General features: G+C 64.7%; 18 protein-coding genes and 1 tRNA gene. 15 read left to right on the top strand and 4 right to left on the bottom strand.

The annotated features are described in order from the left end of the window. The first annotated feature begins 279 nt into the window (after window positions 1–279). Window positions 280–1,056: an SDR family oxidoreductase gene (locus DIE02_RS27365; protein WP_044846058.1), complete on the top strand. Its 777-nt coding sequence runs from the start codon at window positions 280–282 to the stop codon at window positions 1,054–1,056. Window positions 1,057–1,088: 32 nt separating this feature from the next. Further along, window positions 1,089–1,520, top strand: a complete 432-nt coding sequence (locus DIE02_RS27360; RefSeq protein ID WP_044846057.1) for a thioesterase family protein — start codon at window positions 1,089–1,091, stop codon at window positions 1,518–1,520. Window positions 1,521–1,619: 99 nt separating this feature from the next. Here DIE02_RS27360 and DIE02_RS27355 read toward each other — a convergent pair whose 3' ends face one another. Next, window positions 1,620–2,165 (bottom strand): LuxR C-terminal-related transcriptional regulator, encoded by a 546-nt coding sequence (locus tag DIE02_RS27355; protein ID WP_044846056.1) that lies wholly within the window; start codon window positions 2,163–2,165, stop codon window positions 1,620–1,622. 223 nt (window positions 2,166–2,388) lie between these two features. Here DIE02_RS27355 and DIE02_RS27350 point away from each other — a divergent pair, with 223 nt between their 5' ends. Both DIE02_RS27350 and DIE02_RS27345 read left to right on the top strand, forming a co-directional pair. Then, window positions 2,389–3,093, top strand: coding sequence for a CoA transferase subunit A (locus tag DIE02_RS27350; RefSeq protein WP_044846055.1), 705 nt, complete (start codon window positions 2,389–2,391; stop codon window positions 3,091–3,093). Between the two features lies 1 nt (window position 3,094). Then, a complete protein-coding gene (locus DIE02_RS27345) occupies window positions 3,095–3,736 on the top strand; it encodes a CoA transferase subunit B (protein WP_124488883.1) in 642 nt (213 codons plus the stop codon). A gap of 96 nt (window positions 3,737–3,832) precedes the next feature. Here DIE02_RS27345 and DIE02_RS27340 read toward each other — a convergent pair whose 3' ends face one another. The 3 genes from DIE02_RS27340 to DIE02_RS27330 are packed head-to-tail and all read right to left on the bottom strand — an operon-like array spanning window position 3,833 to window position 6,172. Beyond that, window positions 3,833–4,546 carry an SDR family oxidoreductase gene (locus tag DIE02_RS27340; RefSeq protein ID WP_124488884.1) on the bottom strand — a complete coding sequence of 238 codons (714 nt, stop codon included), beginning with the start codon at window positions 4,544–4,546 and terminating at the stop codon, window positions 3,833–3,835. A gap of 46 nt (window positions 4,547–4,592) precedes the next feature. After that, the gene (locus DIE02_RS27335) at window positions 4,593–5,606 is read right to left on the bottom strand and encodes a polysaccharide deacetylase family protein (RefSeq protein ID WP_124488885.1); all 1,014 of its coding nucleotides are present in this window, start codon (window positions 5,604–5,606) and stop codon (window positions 4,593–4,595) included. An 11-nt stretch (window positions 5,607–5,617) separates the two neighbouring features. Then, complete coding sequence (locus tag DIE02_RS27330; protein WP_124488886.1) at window positions 5,618–6,172, bottom strand: ester cyclase; 555 nt, start codon at window positions 6,170–6,172, stop codon at window positions 5,618–5,620. Between the two features lie 138 nt (window positions 6,173–6,310). On the opposite strand from DIE02_RS27330, the gene DIE02_RS27325 reads away from it, so the two are divergent. The 11 genes from DIE02_RS27325 to pheT all read left to right on the top strand — a co-directional run bounded on the left by DIE02_RS27325 (window position 6,311) and on the right by pheT (window position 18,348). Beyond that, window positions 6,311–7,216 carry a LysR family transcriptional regulator gene (locus DIE02_RS27325; protein WP_124488887.1) on the top strand — a complete coding sequence of 302 codons (906 nt, stop codon included), beginning with the start codon at window positions 6,311–6,313 and terminating at the stop codon, window positions 7,214–7,216. 132 nt (window positions 7,217–7,348) lie between these two features. Further along, on the top strand, window positions 7,349–8,245 hold the full coding sequence (locus DIE02_RS27320) for an alpha/beta fold hydrolase (protein ID WP_124488888.1): 897 nt from the start codon (window positions 7,349–7,351) through the stop codon (window positions 8,243–8,245). Window positions 8,246–8,326: 81 nt separating this feature from the next. Next, window positions 8,327–8,680 carry a RidA family protein gene (locus DIE02_RS27315; RefSeq protein ID WP_006758848.1) on the top strand — a complete coding sequence of 118 codons (354 nt, stop codon included), beginning with the start codon at window positions 8,327–8,329 and terminating at the stop codon, window positions 8,678–8,680. A gap of 39 nt (window positions 8,681–8,719) precedes the next feature. Continuing rightward, window positions 8,720–10,954, top strand: coding sequence for a bifunctional (p)ppGpp synthetase/guanosine-3',5'-bis(diphosphate) 3'-pyrophosphohydrolase (locus DIE02_RS27310; protein WP_044846048.1), 2,235 nt, complete (start codon window positions 8,720–8,722; stop codon window positions 10,952–10,954). A gap of 96 nt (window positions 10,955–11,050) precedes the next feature. Further along, window positions 11,051–11,127: transfer RNA gene (locus tag DIE02_RS27305), tRNA-Val, on the top strand. Window positions 11,128–11,399: 272 nt separating this feature from the next. Further along, window positions 11,400–13,307 (top strand): threonine--tRNA ligase, encoded by a 1,908-nt coding sequence (gene thrS, locus DIE02_RS27295; protein ID WP_124488889.1) that lies wholly within the window; start codon window positions 11,400–11,402, stop codon window positions 13,305–13,307. Window positions 13,308–13,356: 49 nt separating this feature from the next. Continuing rightward, window positions 13,357–13,881, top strand: coding sequence for a translation initiation factor IF-3 (infC, locus tag DIE02_RS27290; protein WP_071734130.1), 525 nt, complete (start codon window positions 13,357–13,359; stop codon window positions 13,879–13,881). Between the two features lie 190 nt (window positions 13,882–14,071). After that, window positions 14,072–14,269 (top strand): 50S ribosomal protein L35, encoded by a 198-nt coding sequence (gene rpmI / locus DIE02_RS27285; protein ID WP_004191477.1) that lies wholly within the window; start codon window positions 14,072–14,074, stop codon window positions 14,267–14,269. Window positions 14,270–14,299: 30 nt separating this feature from the next. Beyond that, entirely contained in the window at window positions 14,300–14,659 is a 360-nt protein-coding gene (gene rplT / locus DIE02_RS27280) for a 50S ribosomal protein L20 (protein WP_004192938.1), read from the top strand. A gap of 149 nt (window positions 14,660–14,808) precedes the next feature. Beyond that, entirely contained in the window at window positions 14,809–15,822 is a 1,014-nt protein-coding gene (pheS, locus tag DIE02_RS27275; RefSeq protein WP_006753318.1) for a phenylalanine--tRNA ligase subunit alpha, read from the top strand. A gap of 96 nt (window positions 15,823–15,918) precedes the next feature. Then, window positions 15,919–18,348, top strand: coding sequence for a phenylalanine--tRNA ligase subunit beta (pheT, locus tag DIE02_RS27270; RefSeq protein ID WP_124488890.1), 2,430 nt, complete (start codon window positions 15,919–15,921; stop codon window positions 18,346–18,348). The last annotated feature ends 1 nt before the right edge of the window (window position 18,349 follow it).

The following is an 18,349-nucleotide window of genomic DNA, read 5'->3' as shown; positions in this document are numbered from 1 at the left end:
ATCGCGGCCGACAGCCCGGCCGGGCCGCCGCCGACGATCACGACGTCGTATTCCATCGATTCGCGCGGGCCGTATTGCTCGATGAGGCTTGCGGGGGTCATTGGCGTTCCTCTAACCGTTAGAATGCTTTTATTCGGGAGCGTATTGTCTGCGAAACGAAACGCTTGCCGCAACAGCATGCGGATACATTAGCACGATCGTTCTATTTTATGTGCTAGGGTTATGCTGCGTGGGACAGGGCGCCCGCGGCGGCGAAACGACATCGAAAGGGGATGTGCAATGGGTCGATCGATCAATCTGGAAGGCAAGGTCGCGTTGGTCACGGGCGCATCGAGCGGCCTCGGGCAACGCTTTGCGCAGGTGCTGTCGCAGGCCGGCGCGAAGGTCGTGCTCGCGAGCCGCCGCGTCGAGCGCCTGAAGGAACTGCGCGCGGAGATCGAGGCGGCGGGCGGTGCCGCGCACGTGGTGTCGCTCGATGTCACCGACGTGCAGAGCATCAAGGCGGCCATCGCGCACGCGGAGACGGAAGCCGGCACGATCGACATCCTCGTGAACAATTCGGGCGTCTCGACGATGCAGAAGCTCGTCGACGTCACGCCGTCCGATTTCGAGTTCGTGTTCGACACCAATACGCGCGGCGCGTTTTTCGTCGCGCAGGAAGTCGCGAAGCGGATGATCATGCGCGCGAACGGCAACGGCAAACCGCCTTACCGGATCATCAACATCGCGTCGGTGGCGGGGCTGCGCGTGTTTCCGCAGATCGGGCTGTATGCGATGAGCAAGTCGGCGGTCGTGCAGATGACGCGCGCGATGGCGCTCGAATGGGGCCGCCACGGGATCAACGTCAACGCGATCTGTCCGGGCTATATCGATACCGAAATCAATCATTACCTGTGGGAAACCGAGCAGGGCCAGAAGCTGCAGTCGATGCTGCCGCGCCGGCGCGTCGGCAAGCCGCAGGATCTCGACGGGCTGTTGTTGTTGCTCGCGGCCGACGAGTCGCAGTTCATCAATGGCTCGATTATCTCCGCCGACGATGGCTTCGGCCTCGCCTGAGTGGATGACATTCAGCAACAAAGAAGACTGCAATGAGCGAATATTCCCCCGTATTTGAAATGTCGATGCCGATCCGCTGGGGCGACATGGATGCGTTCGGCCACGTGAACAACACGGTCTATTTCCGCTACATGGAACAGGCGCGGATCTCGTGGTTCGAGGAACTCGGCATCGCGGGCGGCAACGGCGAGGGGCAGGGGCCCGTGATCGTCACGGCGTCGATGGAGTTCCTGAAGCAACTGCACTATCCGGGCGACGTGATCGCGAAGATGTCGGCCGCGAAGCCGGGCCGCAGCAGCTTCGACACCGGTTTCGAGCTGACGCGCGCGGACGATCCGCAGCACGTGTATGCGCGCGGCAACGCGCGCTGCGTGTGGGTCGACTACGCGCTCGGCAAGTCGGTGCCGCTGCCGCAACTGCTGCGCGATACGATCGAGCGCGCGCTCGCGGCGCAGGTCGGCTGAGCGCGGCGGCGCCGAAGCCGGCGCCCGGTGTGTCGCCATTTCCCGATGATCCCCCGAATCGGCCGCTTCACGCGGCCGATTGCCATTCCGGGGCGCGTCTTACTGGCCGAGCAGGCGCTGCAGCAGCTCCGGCGTATTGTTCGTGCCGTACTTGCGCATCAGCCGCGCCCGATAGATGTCGACCGTGCGCGAACTGATGTCGAGCACGCGCCCGATCTGCTTGCTGGTCTTGCCGGTCGCGAGCTGCGCGGCGATCTCGCGTTCGCGCGGCGTCAGCTCGACGGCGACCCGGCGCGTCGCGCTCAGGTCCTCGAAGGTCCAGACGCCCGCCGCGAGCGGCGCGGTGCGGTCGAGCGCGCGGCCCGTCACGTGGCACCAGAACAGCTCGCCGTCGGCCCGTTTCATGATTCTGTCATCGGCGTAGGTGCCGTTCGCGATCATCACGCGCGAGATGCGCTCGCCGATGCGCTGGAATTCGTCCGGCGACGGATACAGCACCTCGTACGACTTGCCGATCAGATCGGCCCGCGCGCAGCGGAAGATCGCCGCGAGCGCGTCGTTGCAGTCCTCGATCACGCGGTCGCGCGACATCACGAGGCCGAGCGGCGCGAGGTGAAAGGCAGTCTGGTAATCGAGAGCGGGCATGGCGCGGGCAAGCGGAGGCAAATGCTTATGTATTTTTGCGTATTGTGCCGTATCGGCGTCACATCGTACCCTTTCAGGCATCTCGCGGCGGTGTGCCGCGATATAAAAACAGCGCGCCTCGACGCAGGTATCGCCGTGCATGCATAGAATGATGCGGCGGGCTTGCGGCCCAGTGGGCGCGTGAACCGGTTTTGCTGGTTTCCATAGAGGAAGGGACATACAGATGAACAAAGTCTATCCAAGCGCGGCCGCCGCGCTGGAAGGGATCGTCCGCGACGGACAGACCTTCGCGGTGGGCGGCTTCGGCCTGTGCGGGATTCCCGAGGCGCTGATCGCGGCGCTGCGCGATTCCGGCGTCAAGGGCATCACCTGCATCAGCAACAACGCAGGCGTCGACGGCTTCGGTCTCGGCCTGTTGCTGGAAACGCGCCAGATCCGGAAGATGATCTCGTCGTACGTCGGCGAGAACAAGGAGTTCGAGCGCCAGTACCTGGCCGGCGAACTCGAGCTCGAATTCACGCCGCAGGGCACGCTCGCCGAGAAGCTGCGCGCGGGCGGCGCCGGCATCCCCGCCTTTTTCACGAACACCGGCTACGGCACCGTGATCGCGGAAGGCAAGGAAACGCGCCAGTTCGGCGATCGCCACTACGTGCTCGAGCCGTCGCTGACGGCCGACGTCGCGCTGGTGAAGGCATGGAAGGCCGACAAGTCCGGCAACCTGATCTATCGCCGCACCGCGCGCAACTTCAACCCGATGTGCGCGATGGCGGGCAAGATCACCGTGGCGGAAGTCGAGGAGATCGTCGAGAACGGCGAACTCGATCCGGACCATGTCCACACGCCGGGGATCTTCGTGCAGCGCATCGTGCTGAACGCGACGCCCGAAAAACGCATCGAACAACGCGTCGTACGCGCGAAAGGAGACTGACATGGCCTGGAATCGTGACCAGATGGCCGCGCGCGCGGCGAAGGAACTGCAGGACGGCTTCTATGTGAACCTCGGCATCGGCCTGCCGACGCTCGTCGCGAACCACGTGCCGGAAGGCGTCGAAGTGTGGCTGCAGTCGGAGAACGGGCTGCTCGGCATCGGCCCGTCGCCGACCGAGGACGAGGTCGACGCCGACCTGATCAACGCCGGCAAGCAGACCGTCACGACGTTGCCGGGCTCGTCGATCTTCTCGTCGGCCGATTCGTTCGCGATGATTCGCGGCGGCCACATCAACCTCGCGATCCTCGGCGCGATGCAGGTCAGCAAGAAGGGCGACCTCGCGAACTGGATGATCCCGGGCAAGATGATCAAGGGGATGGGCGGCGCGATGGACCTCGTCGCGGGCGTGAAGCGCGTCGTCGTGCTGATGGAGCATGTCGCGAAGGGCGACCAGCACAAGATCCTCGACGAATGCAACCTGCCGCTGACGGGTGTCGGCGTGGTCGACCTGATCATCACAGATCTCGGCGTGATCGAAGTGACGCCGGCCGGCCTGAAGGTGCTCGAACTCGCCGACGGCGTAAGCGCGGAAGAGATCCAGGCGAAGACGGGCGCGCCGCTCGACGTGAGCGCGGTCGCGTAAGCGCCGGCCTTGCGTCTCGACGCTCGACGCCCCGCGTTCCCCTGTGGAACTCGGGGCGTTTTGTCATGACCGCATACGTCACCCGAATCACGCTAATCACGCGATCGCGCCGCCGCCGTCGATCAGCACCGTCGAGCCGGTTGCATAAGGCGTTGCCGCCAGATACACGATCGCATTCGCGACGTCCTCCGGCCGGCCCACGCGGCGTGCCGGGAGGCGCTGCGCGGCGCCCGCGTACATCGCGTCGCGCGCATCGGGGGCGAGCTTGTCCCACAGCGGCGTCGCGATCAGGCCCGGTGATACGGTATTCACCCGCACGGGCGACAGCTCGAGCGCAAGGCCGCGGGCGAGCGCCTCGAGTGCCGCGTTGATGGCCCCCTGCAGTACCGACGACGCGTTCGGTCGCACGCTTAGGTAGCCCGACACGAACGTCAGCGAACCGCCGGGTGCGATATCGATCGAGCGTGCGACGCGGTATGCGCCCCAGAACTTGCTATCCATCGCGGCCTGCGCGTCGGCAAGCGGCAGCGCGCGGATCGGGCCTGTCGCTGTCTTCGCGGCCGAAATCACGACGTGGTCGAACTGGCCGGCGCGCGCGCAGAACGCATCGACGGCCGCCGTATCCGTGATGTCGAGCGCTTCGGTGCGTACTTGCGCGCCCGGCGCGGCATCTGCATCGACCCTGTCCGGGTTGCGCGATGCGATCGTCACGACAGCGCCGAGTCGTGCGAATGCGGTCGCGGCGGCGGCACCGATGCCGGAGCTACCGCCGACGACGAGTACCTTCTTTCCGTGGAGTGAATCGTTCATGGTGGTCCTTCCGAGGTGAGGAGGTGAGCAGGTGAGCGCAATCCGGTCAGATCGTTTCGGCTTCGCGCAACGTCGACGGGCTGCGCAGCGCAAAGCGGGCGATGTCGTCCTTGCGCATGAAGGCAACGCCCGGATGCGATCGAGCGTAGTGCAGGAACGCGTCCCAGGCGCGGACCATCTGCGGCGTGCCGCTGATCCGGTCGTGCGCGCTGATCGACATCAATCGTCGCCGCTGGCCGGCTTCCGCGTACAACTGGTCGAAATCGAGCTTGATCTGCTCGAGAAACATCGTCGGCGAGTAATTGCGGCCTTCGATCAGCAGGATGTCGTTGTTGCGCAACGTGTATGGAACGACCGCGAAATCGCGGCCGTCGACGGTTTCGATGAAGGGCTCGTCGCGGCTGACGTCGTCGATGTGATACACGTAGCCGAGTTCCTGCAGCAGCGGCAGCGTGTGCGGTCCGCGCCGCAGCCAGTTGCAGTTGTAGCCGATCGGGCGCCGTCCCGTTGCCGCTTCGACCATGTCGCGGGCTTCGGTGAGGAAGCGGCGCTCGTCGTCGCGGCTCATTGCGAATTGCGACCGCCAGGTCGGGCCGTGCGCGGCCGCTTCGTGGCCGCGCGACACGATCTCGCGTGCCAGTTCGGGATGCCGGCGCACGGCTTCCCCGATCATGTGCGACGTGACCTTCACGCCATGCCGGTCCCACAGGTCGAGAAGACGCGGGATCCCTTCACGGTAGCCATATGCGAACCACGTGGCCGACGCGAGGTCGACCGGGACCGACGGTGGAAATTCGATGGGCGGGAACGGGCTGTCCGCGCCCTTGGACGGTTGTCCGCCGGCCTCGAACTGCATCGAGATCGAGATGGCGAGCCGCGTGTTGTCCGGCCAGAACCCGCTGGCGTTCGTCCCGGCAGCATCCGATATCGGCGCGGCAGTTGCCGACCGGGAGGCGCCCGTGGCCATCGCGATGCCGGCGGCCGCCCCGGCGCCTGCTTGTGCAAGAAACTTGCGGCGCGCCGGACGCATCGCCGAAGAATCGTAGTCGCTGTCAGTCATCGTCCCCTCCGTCAGCCGACGAGCCCGAGCTGACGCATCAGCGTCAGGTTGTCCTCGATGTGCCAGTTTTCCGCTATCCGACCTTGGACGATGCGGTAGATGTCGGTCGCGATGAAGTCGATCGCCTGTCCGCTTCCGGTCGTTCCGTTGAACGTGCCGGTGAAATGGCCGCGAAAGTGCAGGTGCACGACGACACGGTCGCCCGCCACGATCATCTGTTCGATGTCGCAATGCAGGTCCGGGATGGCCGTGCGCATCGTCCTGGACGCCGCGAGTGGCCCCGCTACGCCTTGTTCACGGCCGGCCGGCAACGTCCGGTCGACGAAATCGGCCGCGAGTGCGGCGCGGGCGAGGGTCGCATCACCGGTATCCCAGAACGTGCCGTAGCGACGCGCGGCGAGGAGCTGCGCACGCGCCTGCGTAGCCCGCACGTCGGTCGCGACGGTCAGGCCGTGTGGGTCGAGAAGGTCGGCGGCGCGGGCCGCGACAGGCGACAGCGCGGCGACGCAGGCCGCCGCGGCGATGACGCGGGTGAGCGGGCGCACGATCGAAGGAAGGATCGACATGGTTTCGGATGTCCTGTGAATGGCGTCGCGGGACGACGCGGAACAGGTATGGTAGGTTTCCGTTCTGAACACAAATACGGTCTAAAAGCGAATGGATTATTCGAAAAAAGGAAAGGTCGAGGCGAAGCGGGTGCCGCGATGCTGATCGACGATCTCCCGGCGCTCGATACCTTCGCGAGAATCGTGTCGGCCGGTAGCCTGTCCGCGGCGGCGCGCGAGCTGGACTTGTCGCTGTCCGTCGTCAGCAAGCGGCTCGCGCATCTCGAGTCGCAGCTCGGCGTGCGTCTGCTGCACCGGACGACGCGACAGCAGACGCTGACCGACGACGGTGCGCAGTTCCATGCGCAGGTGCTGCGCATCCTGGCCGAGGTCGATCGCGCCGAAACGCTGATGAGCGATCGTCGCGGCACGGTCAGCGGCGTGCTGCGCCTGACGGCGCCCGGCGAACTCGGCCGGCTGCGGATCGCGCCGCTCGTCGCCGCGTTTCAACGGCAACATCCGGAGTTGACCGTGCACCTGATGCTGACCGACGCGATCGTGGATCTGCTCGCGCAGGACATCGACGTTGCCGTGCGGATCGGCAGCCTCGCCGATTCGACGATGATCGCGCGCGAGCTGGCGCCGAATCATCGCGTGCTGTGCGCGTCGTCGAGCTATCTCGCCGTGCACGGGCTGCCGGCCCATCCCGCCGAGCTTCGCATGCACCGATGCATCGTGATGGGCGACCAGCCGCGTGCGGAGTGGCGGTTCGACGGTGTACAGGGCGCGGTTGCGGTCGAAGTGACGGCCGCGCTGCTGACGAACGACGGCGGTGCGGCTCGTACGTTGGCGCTGGAGGGCGCGGGCATCGCGCTGAAGTCGATCTGGGATGTCGGTGCCGACCTCGACGCTGGCCGGCTCGTCCGCGTGCTGCCGGCATTCGCCGCACCCGCGGCGCCGCTTCATGCAGTCTATCCCGGCGGGCGTCACGTGCCGTTGCGCGTGCGGGCGTTCATCGACTTCCTGCGCGAGCAGTTGCGCGCCTCGTGGCGCCGCGGCGCGTGAGCCGGTGCGAACGATGCGCCGGATGACCGCAGGCGCGTGACGACCCGCCGTTAAGAAGCGGTTTACAATCGTTTGCATCGGGTGGTGCAAGCATTGCCCGCCGCACCGTCCACGTTCGACAGGATGCCAACGATGCCAACAACCTCAGCGAATCCTCCGGTTCCCCGTCAGCGACGGGTGCAGTGTGCGAGCGCCGCAGGCCTTCACCACGTCGCCTATACCGAATGGGGCGACCCCGCCAATCCGCGCGTGCTGCTCTGCGTGCACGGCCTGACCCGTTCGGGGCGCGACTTCGACCGGCTCGCCGCCGCGCTGTCCGATACGTATCGCGTCGTCTGCCCCGACGTCGTCGGGCGCGGGCGCTCCGACTGGCTCGCCGATCCGCGGCTTTATGCGATTCCGCAATATGTGGCCGACATGGTGACGCTGATCGCGCGGCTCGACGTCGAGTCGGTCGACTGGTTCGGCACGTCGATGGGCGGGCTGATCGGCATGGCGCTCGCGGGGCTGCCCGGTTCGCCGCTGCGCCGGATGATCGTCAACGACGTCGGCCCGCGCATCGAACCCGATTCGCTGACGCGCATCGGCGAATACCTCGGCGTGCAGCCGCGCTTCGCGACGGAGCAGGAGGGCATCGACTATCTGACGTCGCTGTCGCTGCCGTTCGGCGCATTGAGCGGCGACGAGTGGCGCGAGATCAACGGGCCGTTGCTGCGCGAGTTGCCCGACGGCGGCTGGACGATGCGCTACGATCCGCGCATCGCGGAGCCGTTCAAGGCGACGACGCCCGAACTGGCCGCGCTCGGCGAGGCCGCGCTGTGGCGCGCGATCGAGACCACCGATGCGTCGCTGCTGGTCGTGCGCGGCGAGCGTTCCGACCTGCTGTCGCGCGACACGGCGGCCGAGATGGTGCGGCGCGGCCGGCACGTGACGCAAGCCGAGATCCAGGACGCGGGCCATGCGCCGGCGTTCATCAGTGCCGACCAGATTGCGCTCGCCCGCCGGTTTTTCGTCGAAGGCGGCGCATAAACGCGTCATAATATGCGGTTCGGCGGCACGCGGGCCGTGTCGTCGCCGATACTTCACCTACTCACACGACCGGAACATTCCATGGCAGTCATTCGTCACCACGTCGGGGCCCGTCTCTCCGAAACCGCGATCCACAACGGTACCGTGTATCTGGCCGGCCAGATTGCCGAAGACACCACCCAGGACATCAAGGGCCAGACGCGCGAAGTGCTCGGCCACATCGACCGCCTGCTCGCCGAAGCGAACAGCGACAAGGCGCATCTGCTGTCGGTGCAGATCTACATTTCGGATCTCGCGAACTTCGAAGGCATGAATGCGGAGTGGGACGCGTGGGTCGCGCCCGGCAATACGCCGCCGCGCGCGACCGTCGAGGCGAAGCTCGCGGATCCGGCGCTGCTCGTCGAGATCGTTGTCGTCGCCGCGCAGCGGAGCTGAGCGAAGCATCACGATGACCGCAATACGCCAGGCCGTGCAATGACCGAGTCCGTTTCCGCTTCTTCCGTCGCGGCGCCGTCGTTCGACGACGTGCTCGCGTTCGTGCGCGAGCGGGCCGGCGACGCGCGCCTGTCGACGGGCGAGTTGCTCGCCGATCATTCGGCGGGCACGGCGTCGATCATGCGCACGCTGAACGTCGACCCGCACGCGATGCAGGCGGCTGCGCTGTTCGTGCTGACGCCGCACCTGAACGACCCGGAGCGGGAGTTGACCGAACGCTTCGGCGAAGAGGTTGCGCGGCTCGTATCCGACGTGCGCAAGCTGCTGCGGCTCGGCACCGTGAGCCTGCGCGCCGCGCAGAACGCGATGCCCGACGCCGGGCGCGACGCCGCGGAAGAGCGGCGCACGCAGATCGAGGCGCTGCGCAAGATGCTGCTCGCGTTCGCGCAGGACATCCGTGTGGTGCTGATCCGGCTGGCGTCGCGGCTGCAGTCGCTGCGCTACTACGCGGCGGCGAAGATCGACCCGCCCCCCGACGTCGCGCGCGAGACGCTCGAGATCTATGCGCCGCTCGCGAACCGTCTCGGTATCTGGCAACTGAAGTGGGAGCTCGAGGACCTCGCGTTCCGCTTCGAGGATCCGGTCACCTACAAGCGCATCGCCAAGCTGCTCGACGAAAAGCGCATCGAACGCGAGGCGTACGTCGCGCAGGCGATCGAGCGGCTGCAGCACGAACTGGCGGAAGCGCACATCCCGGCCGACGTGAGCGGTCGGCCGAAGCACATCTACAGCATCTGGCGCAAGATGCGCGGCAAGGAGCTCGACTTCTCCGAGCTGTACGACGTGCGCGCATTCCGCGTGATCGTGCCGGACATCAAGGATTGCTACGCGGTGCTCGGCATCGTGCATCACCTGTGGCAGCCGGTGCCGAAGGAATTCGACGATTACATCTCGCGTCCCAAGCCGAACGGCTACAAGTCGCTGCATACGGTCGTGATCGGCGACGACGGTCGCGCGTTCGAAGTACAGATCCGCACGCAGGAAATGCACCGCTTCGCGGAGTACGGCGTCGCCGCGCACTGGCGCTACAAGGAAGCGGGCGCGCGCGGCTATGGCGGCCAGTTCTCGGCGAGCGACAAGTACGACGAGAAGATCGCGTGGCTGCGCCAGCTGCTCGCATGGAAGGACGACGTCGAGGACGGCACCGAAGTCTCGGGCGACAAGGCGTGGGCGCAACTGCGCGAGACATCGCTCGACGACGACCATATCTACGTGCTGACGCCGCAGGCGCGCGTGATCGCGCTGCCGCAGGGCGCGACGCCGGTCGATTTCGCGTATCACCTGCACAGCGAGCTTGGCCATCGCTGCCGCGGCGCGCGCGTCGACGGCGTGATGGTGCCGCTGAACACGTCGCTCGCCAACGGCCAGACGGTCGAGATCGTCGCGGTGAAGGAGGGCGGGCCGTCGCGCGACTGGCTGAACCTGCAGCTCGGCTACCTGAAGAGCCCGCGCGCGCGACAGAAGGTGCGTGCGTGGTTCAACTCGATCGAGCAGGAAGAGAACATCGCGCATGGTCGCGCGCTCGTCGAAAAGACGCTGCAGCGCGAGGGCAAGACGTCGGTCAACCTCGACAATTTGGCCGCGAAGCTCGGCTTCAAGTCGCCCGATGAGTTGTTCTCGGTCGTCGGCAAGGAGGAATTCAGCCTGCGCAACGTCGAGCACGCGCTGTCCGATGCGCCGCCGCCCGACCATGCGCCCGAGGCGCCCGCCGATTTCGAGAAGCGCAGCAGCGGGGCGAGCGTCGCGCACGGCGCGTCGACCGGCGTGCTGGTGGTCGGTGTCGATGCGTTGCTGACGCAGCTTGCGCGCTGCTGCCGTCCGGCGCCGCCCGACCCGATCAGTGGTTTCGTGACGCGCGGCAAGGGGATGTCGATCCACCGCAGCGACTGCCCGACGTTCCGGCGGATGGCCGAGCGGGCGCCGGAGCGCGTACTGCAGACGACCTGGTCGGCCGACGTGCTGGGCGGCCGTGGTGTGTCCGTCTATCCGGTCGACCTGATGATCGAGGCGAGCGACAGGCAAGGCCTGCTGCGCGATATCTCTGAAGTGTTCGCGCGCGAGAAGATGAACGTGGTGGGCGTGAAGACGCAGAGCCGCCGCAACGCGGCATTCATGCAGTTCACGGTCGAGGTGTCGAATTCCGCGCAGGTGCAGCGGGCGTGCACGCTGCTCGGCGAAGTGCCGGGCGTCGTGCGGGCGGGGCGCAAGGCTTGATGTCCCTGTAATGGGGTTGGAGCCCGATCATTTTGCTGCGGCCGCATAAAAACGCTTGCCAAGTCTGCGTTGGCTCCATATAATCTTAGCTTCTCTAGGCTCGTAGCTCAGCTGGTTAGAGCACCACCTTGACATGGTGGGGGTCGTTGGTTCGAGTCCAATCGAGCCTACCAACGAATTGAGAATGCCCGGTTTTTCGGGTGTTCGATGCAGTAAATAACTCAACGCGAACAAGGCGAATACGGTTATGACACCGCGAACGTTGACCGAAACCTTTTCGGAGCGACGCTAGTCGAGGAACGTTTTCGCCCTTTCAGTTTGAGTGAAGTATCGAATGCGGCCCCTCGAAAGCGGGGCCGCATTTTTTTTGTCGCGAAATTTTCGCGCGTGACTTTGATATCGCGTGCTTGGTTTGCCGCCCACTGTCGGCATCACGGAGATTGCTATGGTTTCGATACGCTTGCCTGACGGCTCAGTTCGACAATACGAGCATCCGGTGACAGTTGCCGAGGTTGCGGCCTCGATCGGTCCCGGCCTTGCGAAGGCTGCGCTTGGTGGCAAGCTCGATGGCGAGCTGGTCGATACGTCCACGGTCATCGATCGCGACGCATCGCTCGCGATCGTCACCGACAAGGATGCCGACGGTCTCGACATCATTCGTCACTCGACCGCGCACTTGCTCGCCTATGCGGTGAAGGATCTGTATCCGGATGCGCAGGTGACGATCGGTCCGGTGATCGACAACGGCTTCTATTACGACTTCTCGTACAACCGCCCGTTTACGCCTGAAGATCTGGAAAAGATCGAAAAGCGCATGCAGGAACTCGCGAAGAAGGACGAGCCGGTGACGCGCCGCGTCGTGTCGCGCGACGAGGCGGCCGGCTATTTCCGCAGCCTCGGCGAGAAGTACAAGGCCGAGATCATCGAATCGATTCCGCAAAGCGACGAAATCAAGCTGTACTCGCACGGCGGCTTCACCGACCTCTGCCGCGGCCCGCACGTGCCGTCGACCGGCAAGCTGAAGGTCTTCAAGCTGATGAAGGTCGCGGGCGCGTACTGGCGCGGCGACTCGAAGAACGAGCAGCTGCAGCGCATCTACGGGACGGCCTGGACGAAGAAGGAAGACCAGGATCAATACCTGCACATGCTCGAGGAAGCGGAAAAGCGCGACCACCGCAAGCTCGGCAAGCAGCTCGACCTGTTCCACATGCAGGAAGAGTCGCCGGGCATGGTGTTCTGGCATCCGAAGGGCTGGGCGCTGTGGCAGCAGGTCGAGCAGTACATGCGCCGCCGCGTGAACGAAGCCGGCTACCTCGAGATCAAGACGCCGATGATCATGGACCGCTCGCTGTGGGAAGCGTCGGGCCACTGGCAGAACTACCGCGAGAACATGTTCACGACGGAGTCGGAGAAGCGCGACTACGCGATCAAGCCGATGAACTGTCCGGGGCACGTCCAGGTGTTCAAGCACGGCCTGCGCTCGTACCGCGACCTGCCGCTGCGCTACGCGGAATTCGGGTCGTGCCATCGTAACGAGGCATCGGGCGCGTTGCATGGCCTGATGCGCGTGCGCGGCTTCGTGCAGGACGATGCGCACATCTTCTGTACGGAAGACCAGTTCATTTCGGAATCGATCGCGTTCAACACGCTGGCCATGAGCGTGTACAAGGACTTCGGTTTCGATCACATCGACATCAAGCTGTCGCTGCGTCCCGAGCAGCGTGCGGGCACGGACGAGACGTGGGATCGCGCGGAGCAGGGCCTGCGCGACGCGCTGACGGCCTGCGGCCTCACGTGGGAAGAGTTGCCGGGTGAAGGTGCGTTCTACGGCCCGAAGATCGAGTACCACATCAAGGATGCACTCGGCCGTTCGTGGCAGTGCGGCACGCTGCAGCTCGACATGGTCCTGCCGGAGCGCCTCGGCGCCGAGTACGTTGCGGAAGACAACAGCCGCCGCCGGCCGGTGATGCTGCACCGCGCGATCGTCGGTTCGATGGAGCGTTTCCTCGGCATTTTGATCGAGCACCATGCTGGTGCAATGCCTGTCTGGCTCGCGCCGTTCCAGGCAATTGTGCTCAATATCGCCGAAAGTCAGGCCGAATATGCGCAGTCCCTGGCCCAAACGTTGCAAAAACAAGGGGTTAGAGTGGCGGCCGATTTGCGCAACGAGAAGATTAGCTATAAAATACGCGAGCACACGCTGGAAAAGGTGCCTTATCTCCTCGTCGTGGGCGATAAGGAGCGTGATGCGCAAACGGTAGCCGTGCGTGCCCGTGGCGGCGTCGATCTTGGCGTTATGCCGATCGAAGCCTTCGTTGAGCGTCTGCAGGAAGACCTGCGCTCGTTCAAGTAACCGCCCTGGCAGCGCGGCTCGTTTTTTTAATTTTTAGAGGAAACGTAACATCGCTACTGATAAGTCGTCGCACCGCATCAACGGTGAAATCACTGCGCCGGAAGTGCGTCTGGTCGGGATCGAGAACGAACCGCTCGGTATCGTAAAACTCGCTGATGCTTTCCGTAAATCGGAAGAACTGGATGTTGACCTGGTGGAAATCGCGCCGCAAGCGGTTCCGCCGGTTTGCCGTCTGATGGATTACGGCAAGTTCAAGTACCAGGAATCGAAGAAGCAGCACGAAGCGAAGCTGAAGCAAAAGGTCATCCAGGTGAAGGAAGTCAAATTCCGCCCGGGTACCGATGACGGTGACTACAACGTCAAGCTTCGCAATCTCGTGCGCTTCCTCGAAGAGGGCGACAAGACGAAGATCACGTTGCGTTTCCGCGGCCGCGAAATGGCTCACCAGGAGATCGGCATGCGGATGCTTGAGCGTCTGCGCACGGATCTCGAGGAAGTCGGCCAGGTCGAGCAGATGCCGAAGATGGAAGGGCGCCAGATGATCATGGTGCTCTCGCCGAAGAAAAAGAAGTAACGGGCCCGCGCGCCACGCGCGCAGGTTCGAAAGTGGTTCGGTGCGTGGCCCGGTCAGGGCGGCGCACCAACAATGACGGCGGCTGCGCAAGCGGTTCGCCGTACACAAGTGGACTGGGTTTCGAAGGGCGGGTCAAGGGCGCAAGCCAACCGCACACCCATCGCCATCAAATAAACTGGAGTTGTTCGTCATGCCTAAGATGAAGACCAAGAAGAGTGCTGCAAAGCGCTTCGTGGTGCGTCCGGGCGGTACCGTCAAGCGCGGTCAAGCCTTCAAGCGTCACATCCTGACCAAGAAAACCACGAAGAACAAGCGTCACCTGCGCGGCGCAACGGCAGTTCATGATTCCGATCTGAACTCCGTCCGCGCAATGCTGCCGTTCGCGTAACCCCTCAACTGATACTCCAAGGAGAGAAACATGCCTCGAGTCAAACGTGGGGTAACCGCACGGGCCCGCCACAAGAAGATCATCAACCTGGCCAAGGGTTATCGCGGCCGTCGCAATAACGTCTACCGCATCGCCAAGCAGGCGGTGATGCGCGCTGGTCAGTACGCGTACCGCGATCGCCGCAACAAGAAGCGTGTGTTCCGCGCACTGTGGATCACGCGTATCAACGCGGCAGTTCGCCAGCACGACATGACCTACAGCGTGTTCATCAACGGCCTGAAGAAGGCGTCGATCGAACTCGACCGTAAGGTTCTGGCCGACATGGCGGTGTTCGACAAGGCTGCTTTTGCTGCGATCGTCAAGCAGGTGAAAGCCGCCGTTGCAGCCTAATTGCGAAATTAGCACTGCGTGGTTAGTTGCAGCGACGTTCCGGTAGTCTCGGCCGCTGCAGCGAAAACGGGGCTCTTCCGAGCCCCTTTTTTGTTTGGTGGAGCAGTTTCGCTCGCCAAGACCGAATGACGTTGGAAATGATGGGATCTATGGATCTGGACCAGATTGTCGCCGACGCGCAGCAGTCCTTCGAACAGGCTGCCGACATCACCACGCTCGAAAACGAGAAAGCACGCTTTCTCGGCAAGTCGGGTGCGCTGACCGAGTTGCTCAAGGGCCTCGGCAAGCTCGATCCCGAAGCACGCAAGACCGAAGGCGCACGCATCAACGTCGCGAAGCAGCAGGTTGAAGCCGCGCTGACCGCACGCCGCCAGGCGCTCGCCGACGCGCTGTTGAACCAGCGCCTCGCCGCCGAGGCGATCGACGTGACGCTGCCGGGCCGCGGCGCCGGCGCAGGCAGCCTGCACCCCGTGATGCGCACGTGGGAGCGCGTCGAACAGATTTTCCGCTCGATCGGCTTCGACGTGGCCGACGGTCCCGAAATCGAGACCGACTGGTACAACTTCACGTCGCTGAACAGCCCGGAGAACCATCCGGCGCGTTCGATGCAGGACACCTTCTACGTCGAAGGCAAGGATGCCGACGGCCGCCAGCTGCTGCTGCGCACGCACACGAGCCCGATGCAGGTGCGTTACGCGCGCATGAACCGCCCGCCGATCAAGGTGATCGCGCCGGGCCGCACGTATCGCGTCGACAGCGATGCGACCCACTCGCCGATGTTCAATCAGGTCGAGGGGCTGTGGATCGACGAGAACATCAGCTTCGCCGACCTCAAGGGCGTCTATACCGACTTCCTGAAGAAATTCTTCGAGCGCGACGACATCCTCGTGCGCTTCCGCCCGTCGTATTTCCCGTTCACGGAACCGTCGGCCGAGATCGACATGATGTTCGAGCACGGCAAGAACGCCGGCAAATGGCTCGAGATCTCGGGCTCGGGGCAGGTGCATCCGACCGTGATCCGCAACATGGGCCTCGATCCCGAGCGCTACATCGGCTTTGCGTTCGGCAGCGGCCTCGAGCGCCTGACGATGCTGCGCTACGGCGTGCAGGATCTCCGGCTGTTCTTCGAGAACGACCTGCGTTTCCTGCGCCAGTTCGCATAACGCACGCGCCGCGCCGACATGTGCCCGCGCATGCCCCGCCGGACGTTTCCGATGGGGGCCGGGCGCCGATCTAACCTGTTTCGAACGTAGACATCCATGCAATTCCCTGAATCCTGGTTGAGAACCTTTGTCGACCCGCAGCTGACGACCGACGAACTGTCGCACGCGCTGACGATGGCGGGGCTCGAAGTCGAATCGCTGAGCAAGGCTGCGCCGCCGACATCGAAGATCGTCGTCGGCCGCGTGCTCGAAGTCGTCAAGCATCCGGATGCGGACAAGCTCAATGTCTGCCAGGTCGACGCCGGCACCGGCGCGACGCTGAATATCGTGTGCGGCGCACCGAACGTGGCGCCCGGCATCAAGGTGCCGGTCGCGCTGGTCGGCGCGGAACTGCCGCCGGCAGAAGAGGGCGGCAAGCCGTTCGCGATCAAGCTGTCGAAGCTGCGCGGCGTGGAGAGCCAGGGGATGCTGTGCTCGGCGCGCGAGCTGAAGCTGTCCGAGGACCACAGCGGCCTGCTGATCCTGCCGGAAGACACGCCGGTCGGCCAGGACATCCGCGATACGCTCAATCTCGACGACACGATCTTCGAAATCAAGCTGACGCCGAACAAGGCCGATTGCCTGTCGGTGTTCGGCATCGCGCGCGAGACGGCCGCGATCACCGGTGCGCCGCTGACGCCGGTCGATATCCGTCCGGTGCGCGTCGAGCTCGACGAAACGCTGCCCGTGCGCATCGCTGCGCCCGATCTGTGCGGCCGCTTCTCGGGTCGCGTGATCCGCGGCGTGAACGCGCATGCGAAGACGCCGCAATGGATGGTCGAGCGCCTCGAGCGTTCGGGCCAGCGCAGCGTGTCGGCGCTCGTCGACATCTCGAACTACGTGATGTTCGAGCTCGGCCGTCCGTCGCACGTGTTCGATCTGGACAAGATCCACGGCGGCATCGAAGTGCGCTGGGGCAAGCGCGGCGAGTCGCTGAAGCTGCTGAACGGCAACACGGTCGAGCTCGACGAAACGGTCGGCGTGATTGCGGACGACCGTCAGGTCGAAAGCCTCGCGGGCATCATGGGCGGCGACAGCACGGCCGTCACGCTCGATACGACCAACATCTACCTGGAAGCCGCGTTCTGGTGGCCGGACAGCATCCGTGGCCGCGCGCGCAAGTACAACTTCTCGACCGATGCGGCCCATCGGTTCGAGCGCGGCGTCGACTACGCGACGACCGTCGAACACGTCGAGCGCATCACGCAGCTGATTCTCGAGATCTGCGGCGGCAAGGCCGGCCCGGTCGACGACCAGGCAGTGAACCTGCCGCAGCGTGCGCCGGTGAAGATGCGCGTATCGCGCGCGAACCGCATCATCGGCGTGAAGATCGACGCCGACGAGATCGCGAACATCTTCACGCGCCTGCGCCTGCCGTTCGAGCGTGACGACGACGCGTTCCTGGTCACGCCGCCGTCGCACCGCTTCGACATCGAGATCGAGGAAGACCTGATCGAGGAAGTGGCGCGCATTTACGGTTTCGAGAAGATTCCCGCGCGTCCGCCGGTCGCGACGAGCGAGATGCGCGCGACCAACGAGACGCGGCGCTCGATCCACGATATCCGTCACGCGCTCGCGGCGCGCGACTATGCGGAAACGGTCAACTTCAGCTTCGTCGATGCGGAGTGGGAGCACGACTTCGCCGGCAACGACAATCCGATCCGCCTGCTGAACCCGATCGCGAGCCAGCTGTCGGTGATGCGCACGACGCTGTTCGGCAGCCTGATCTCCGTGCTGCGCCACAACCTGAACCGTCGCGCGGATCGCGTGCGCGTGTTCGAGACGGGGCGCGTGTTCCTCGCGGATTCGTCGGTGAAGGCCGGCGAGCTGACCGTCGAAGGCTACACGCAACCGAAGCGTGTCGGCGCGCTCGCGTACGGCCCGGCAGTCGACGAGCAGTGGGGCGTCGCGACCCGCGCGGTCGATTTCTTCGACGTGAAGGGTGACCTCGAGGCACTGCTCGCGCCGGCCGCCGCGCGCTTCGTGAAGGCCGAGCATCCGGCCCTCCATCCGGGCCGCAGCGCACGCATCGAAGTGGATGGCCGCGCGGTCGGCTGGATCGGCGAGCTGCATCCGCGCCTGATGCAGAAGTACGAGCTGCCGCACGCGCCGGTGATGTTCGAAATCGACGCGGATGCGCTGATCGCGCGTGCACTGCCGGCGCCGACCGACGTGTCGAAATTCCCGCCGGTACGGCGCGATATCGCCGTTGTCGTCGATCAGGCGGTCGAGGTTCAGGCACTTTTCGATGAAATGAAGAAGGCGCTGGCCGAAGACGCCTGCCGATTCGTTCAGAAGGTTGTACTCTTCGACGAATTTCGTGCAAAATCAAATACTTCCGGTGGTCTTGCCGCGCACGAGAAGAGCCTTGCCTTCCGCGTGACGCTGCAGGATGCGGCTGGCACGCTACAGGACGAGGTCGTCGATCAGGCGATCCAGACGCTGGTCGAGCGGATGGCTCGTGCGGGTGCCCGCCTGCGCGGCTAAG

Source organism: Burkholderia sp. Bp8991 (assembly GCF_003853795.1).
GTDB lineage: Bacteria > Pseudomonadota > Gammaproteobacteria > Burkholderiales > Burkholderiaceae > Burkholderia.
The sequence above is the reverse complement of the archived record's forward strand: the minus strand, read 5'-3'. Positions and strand labels throughout refer to the sequence as shown.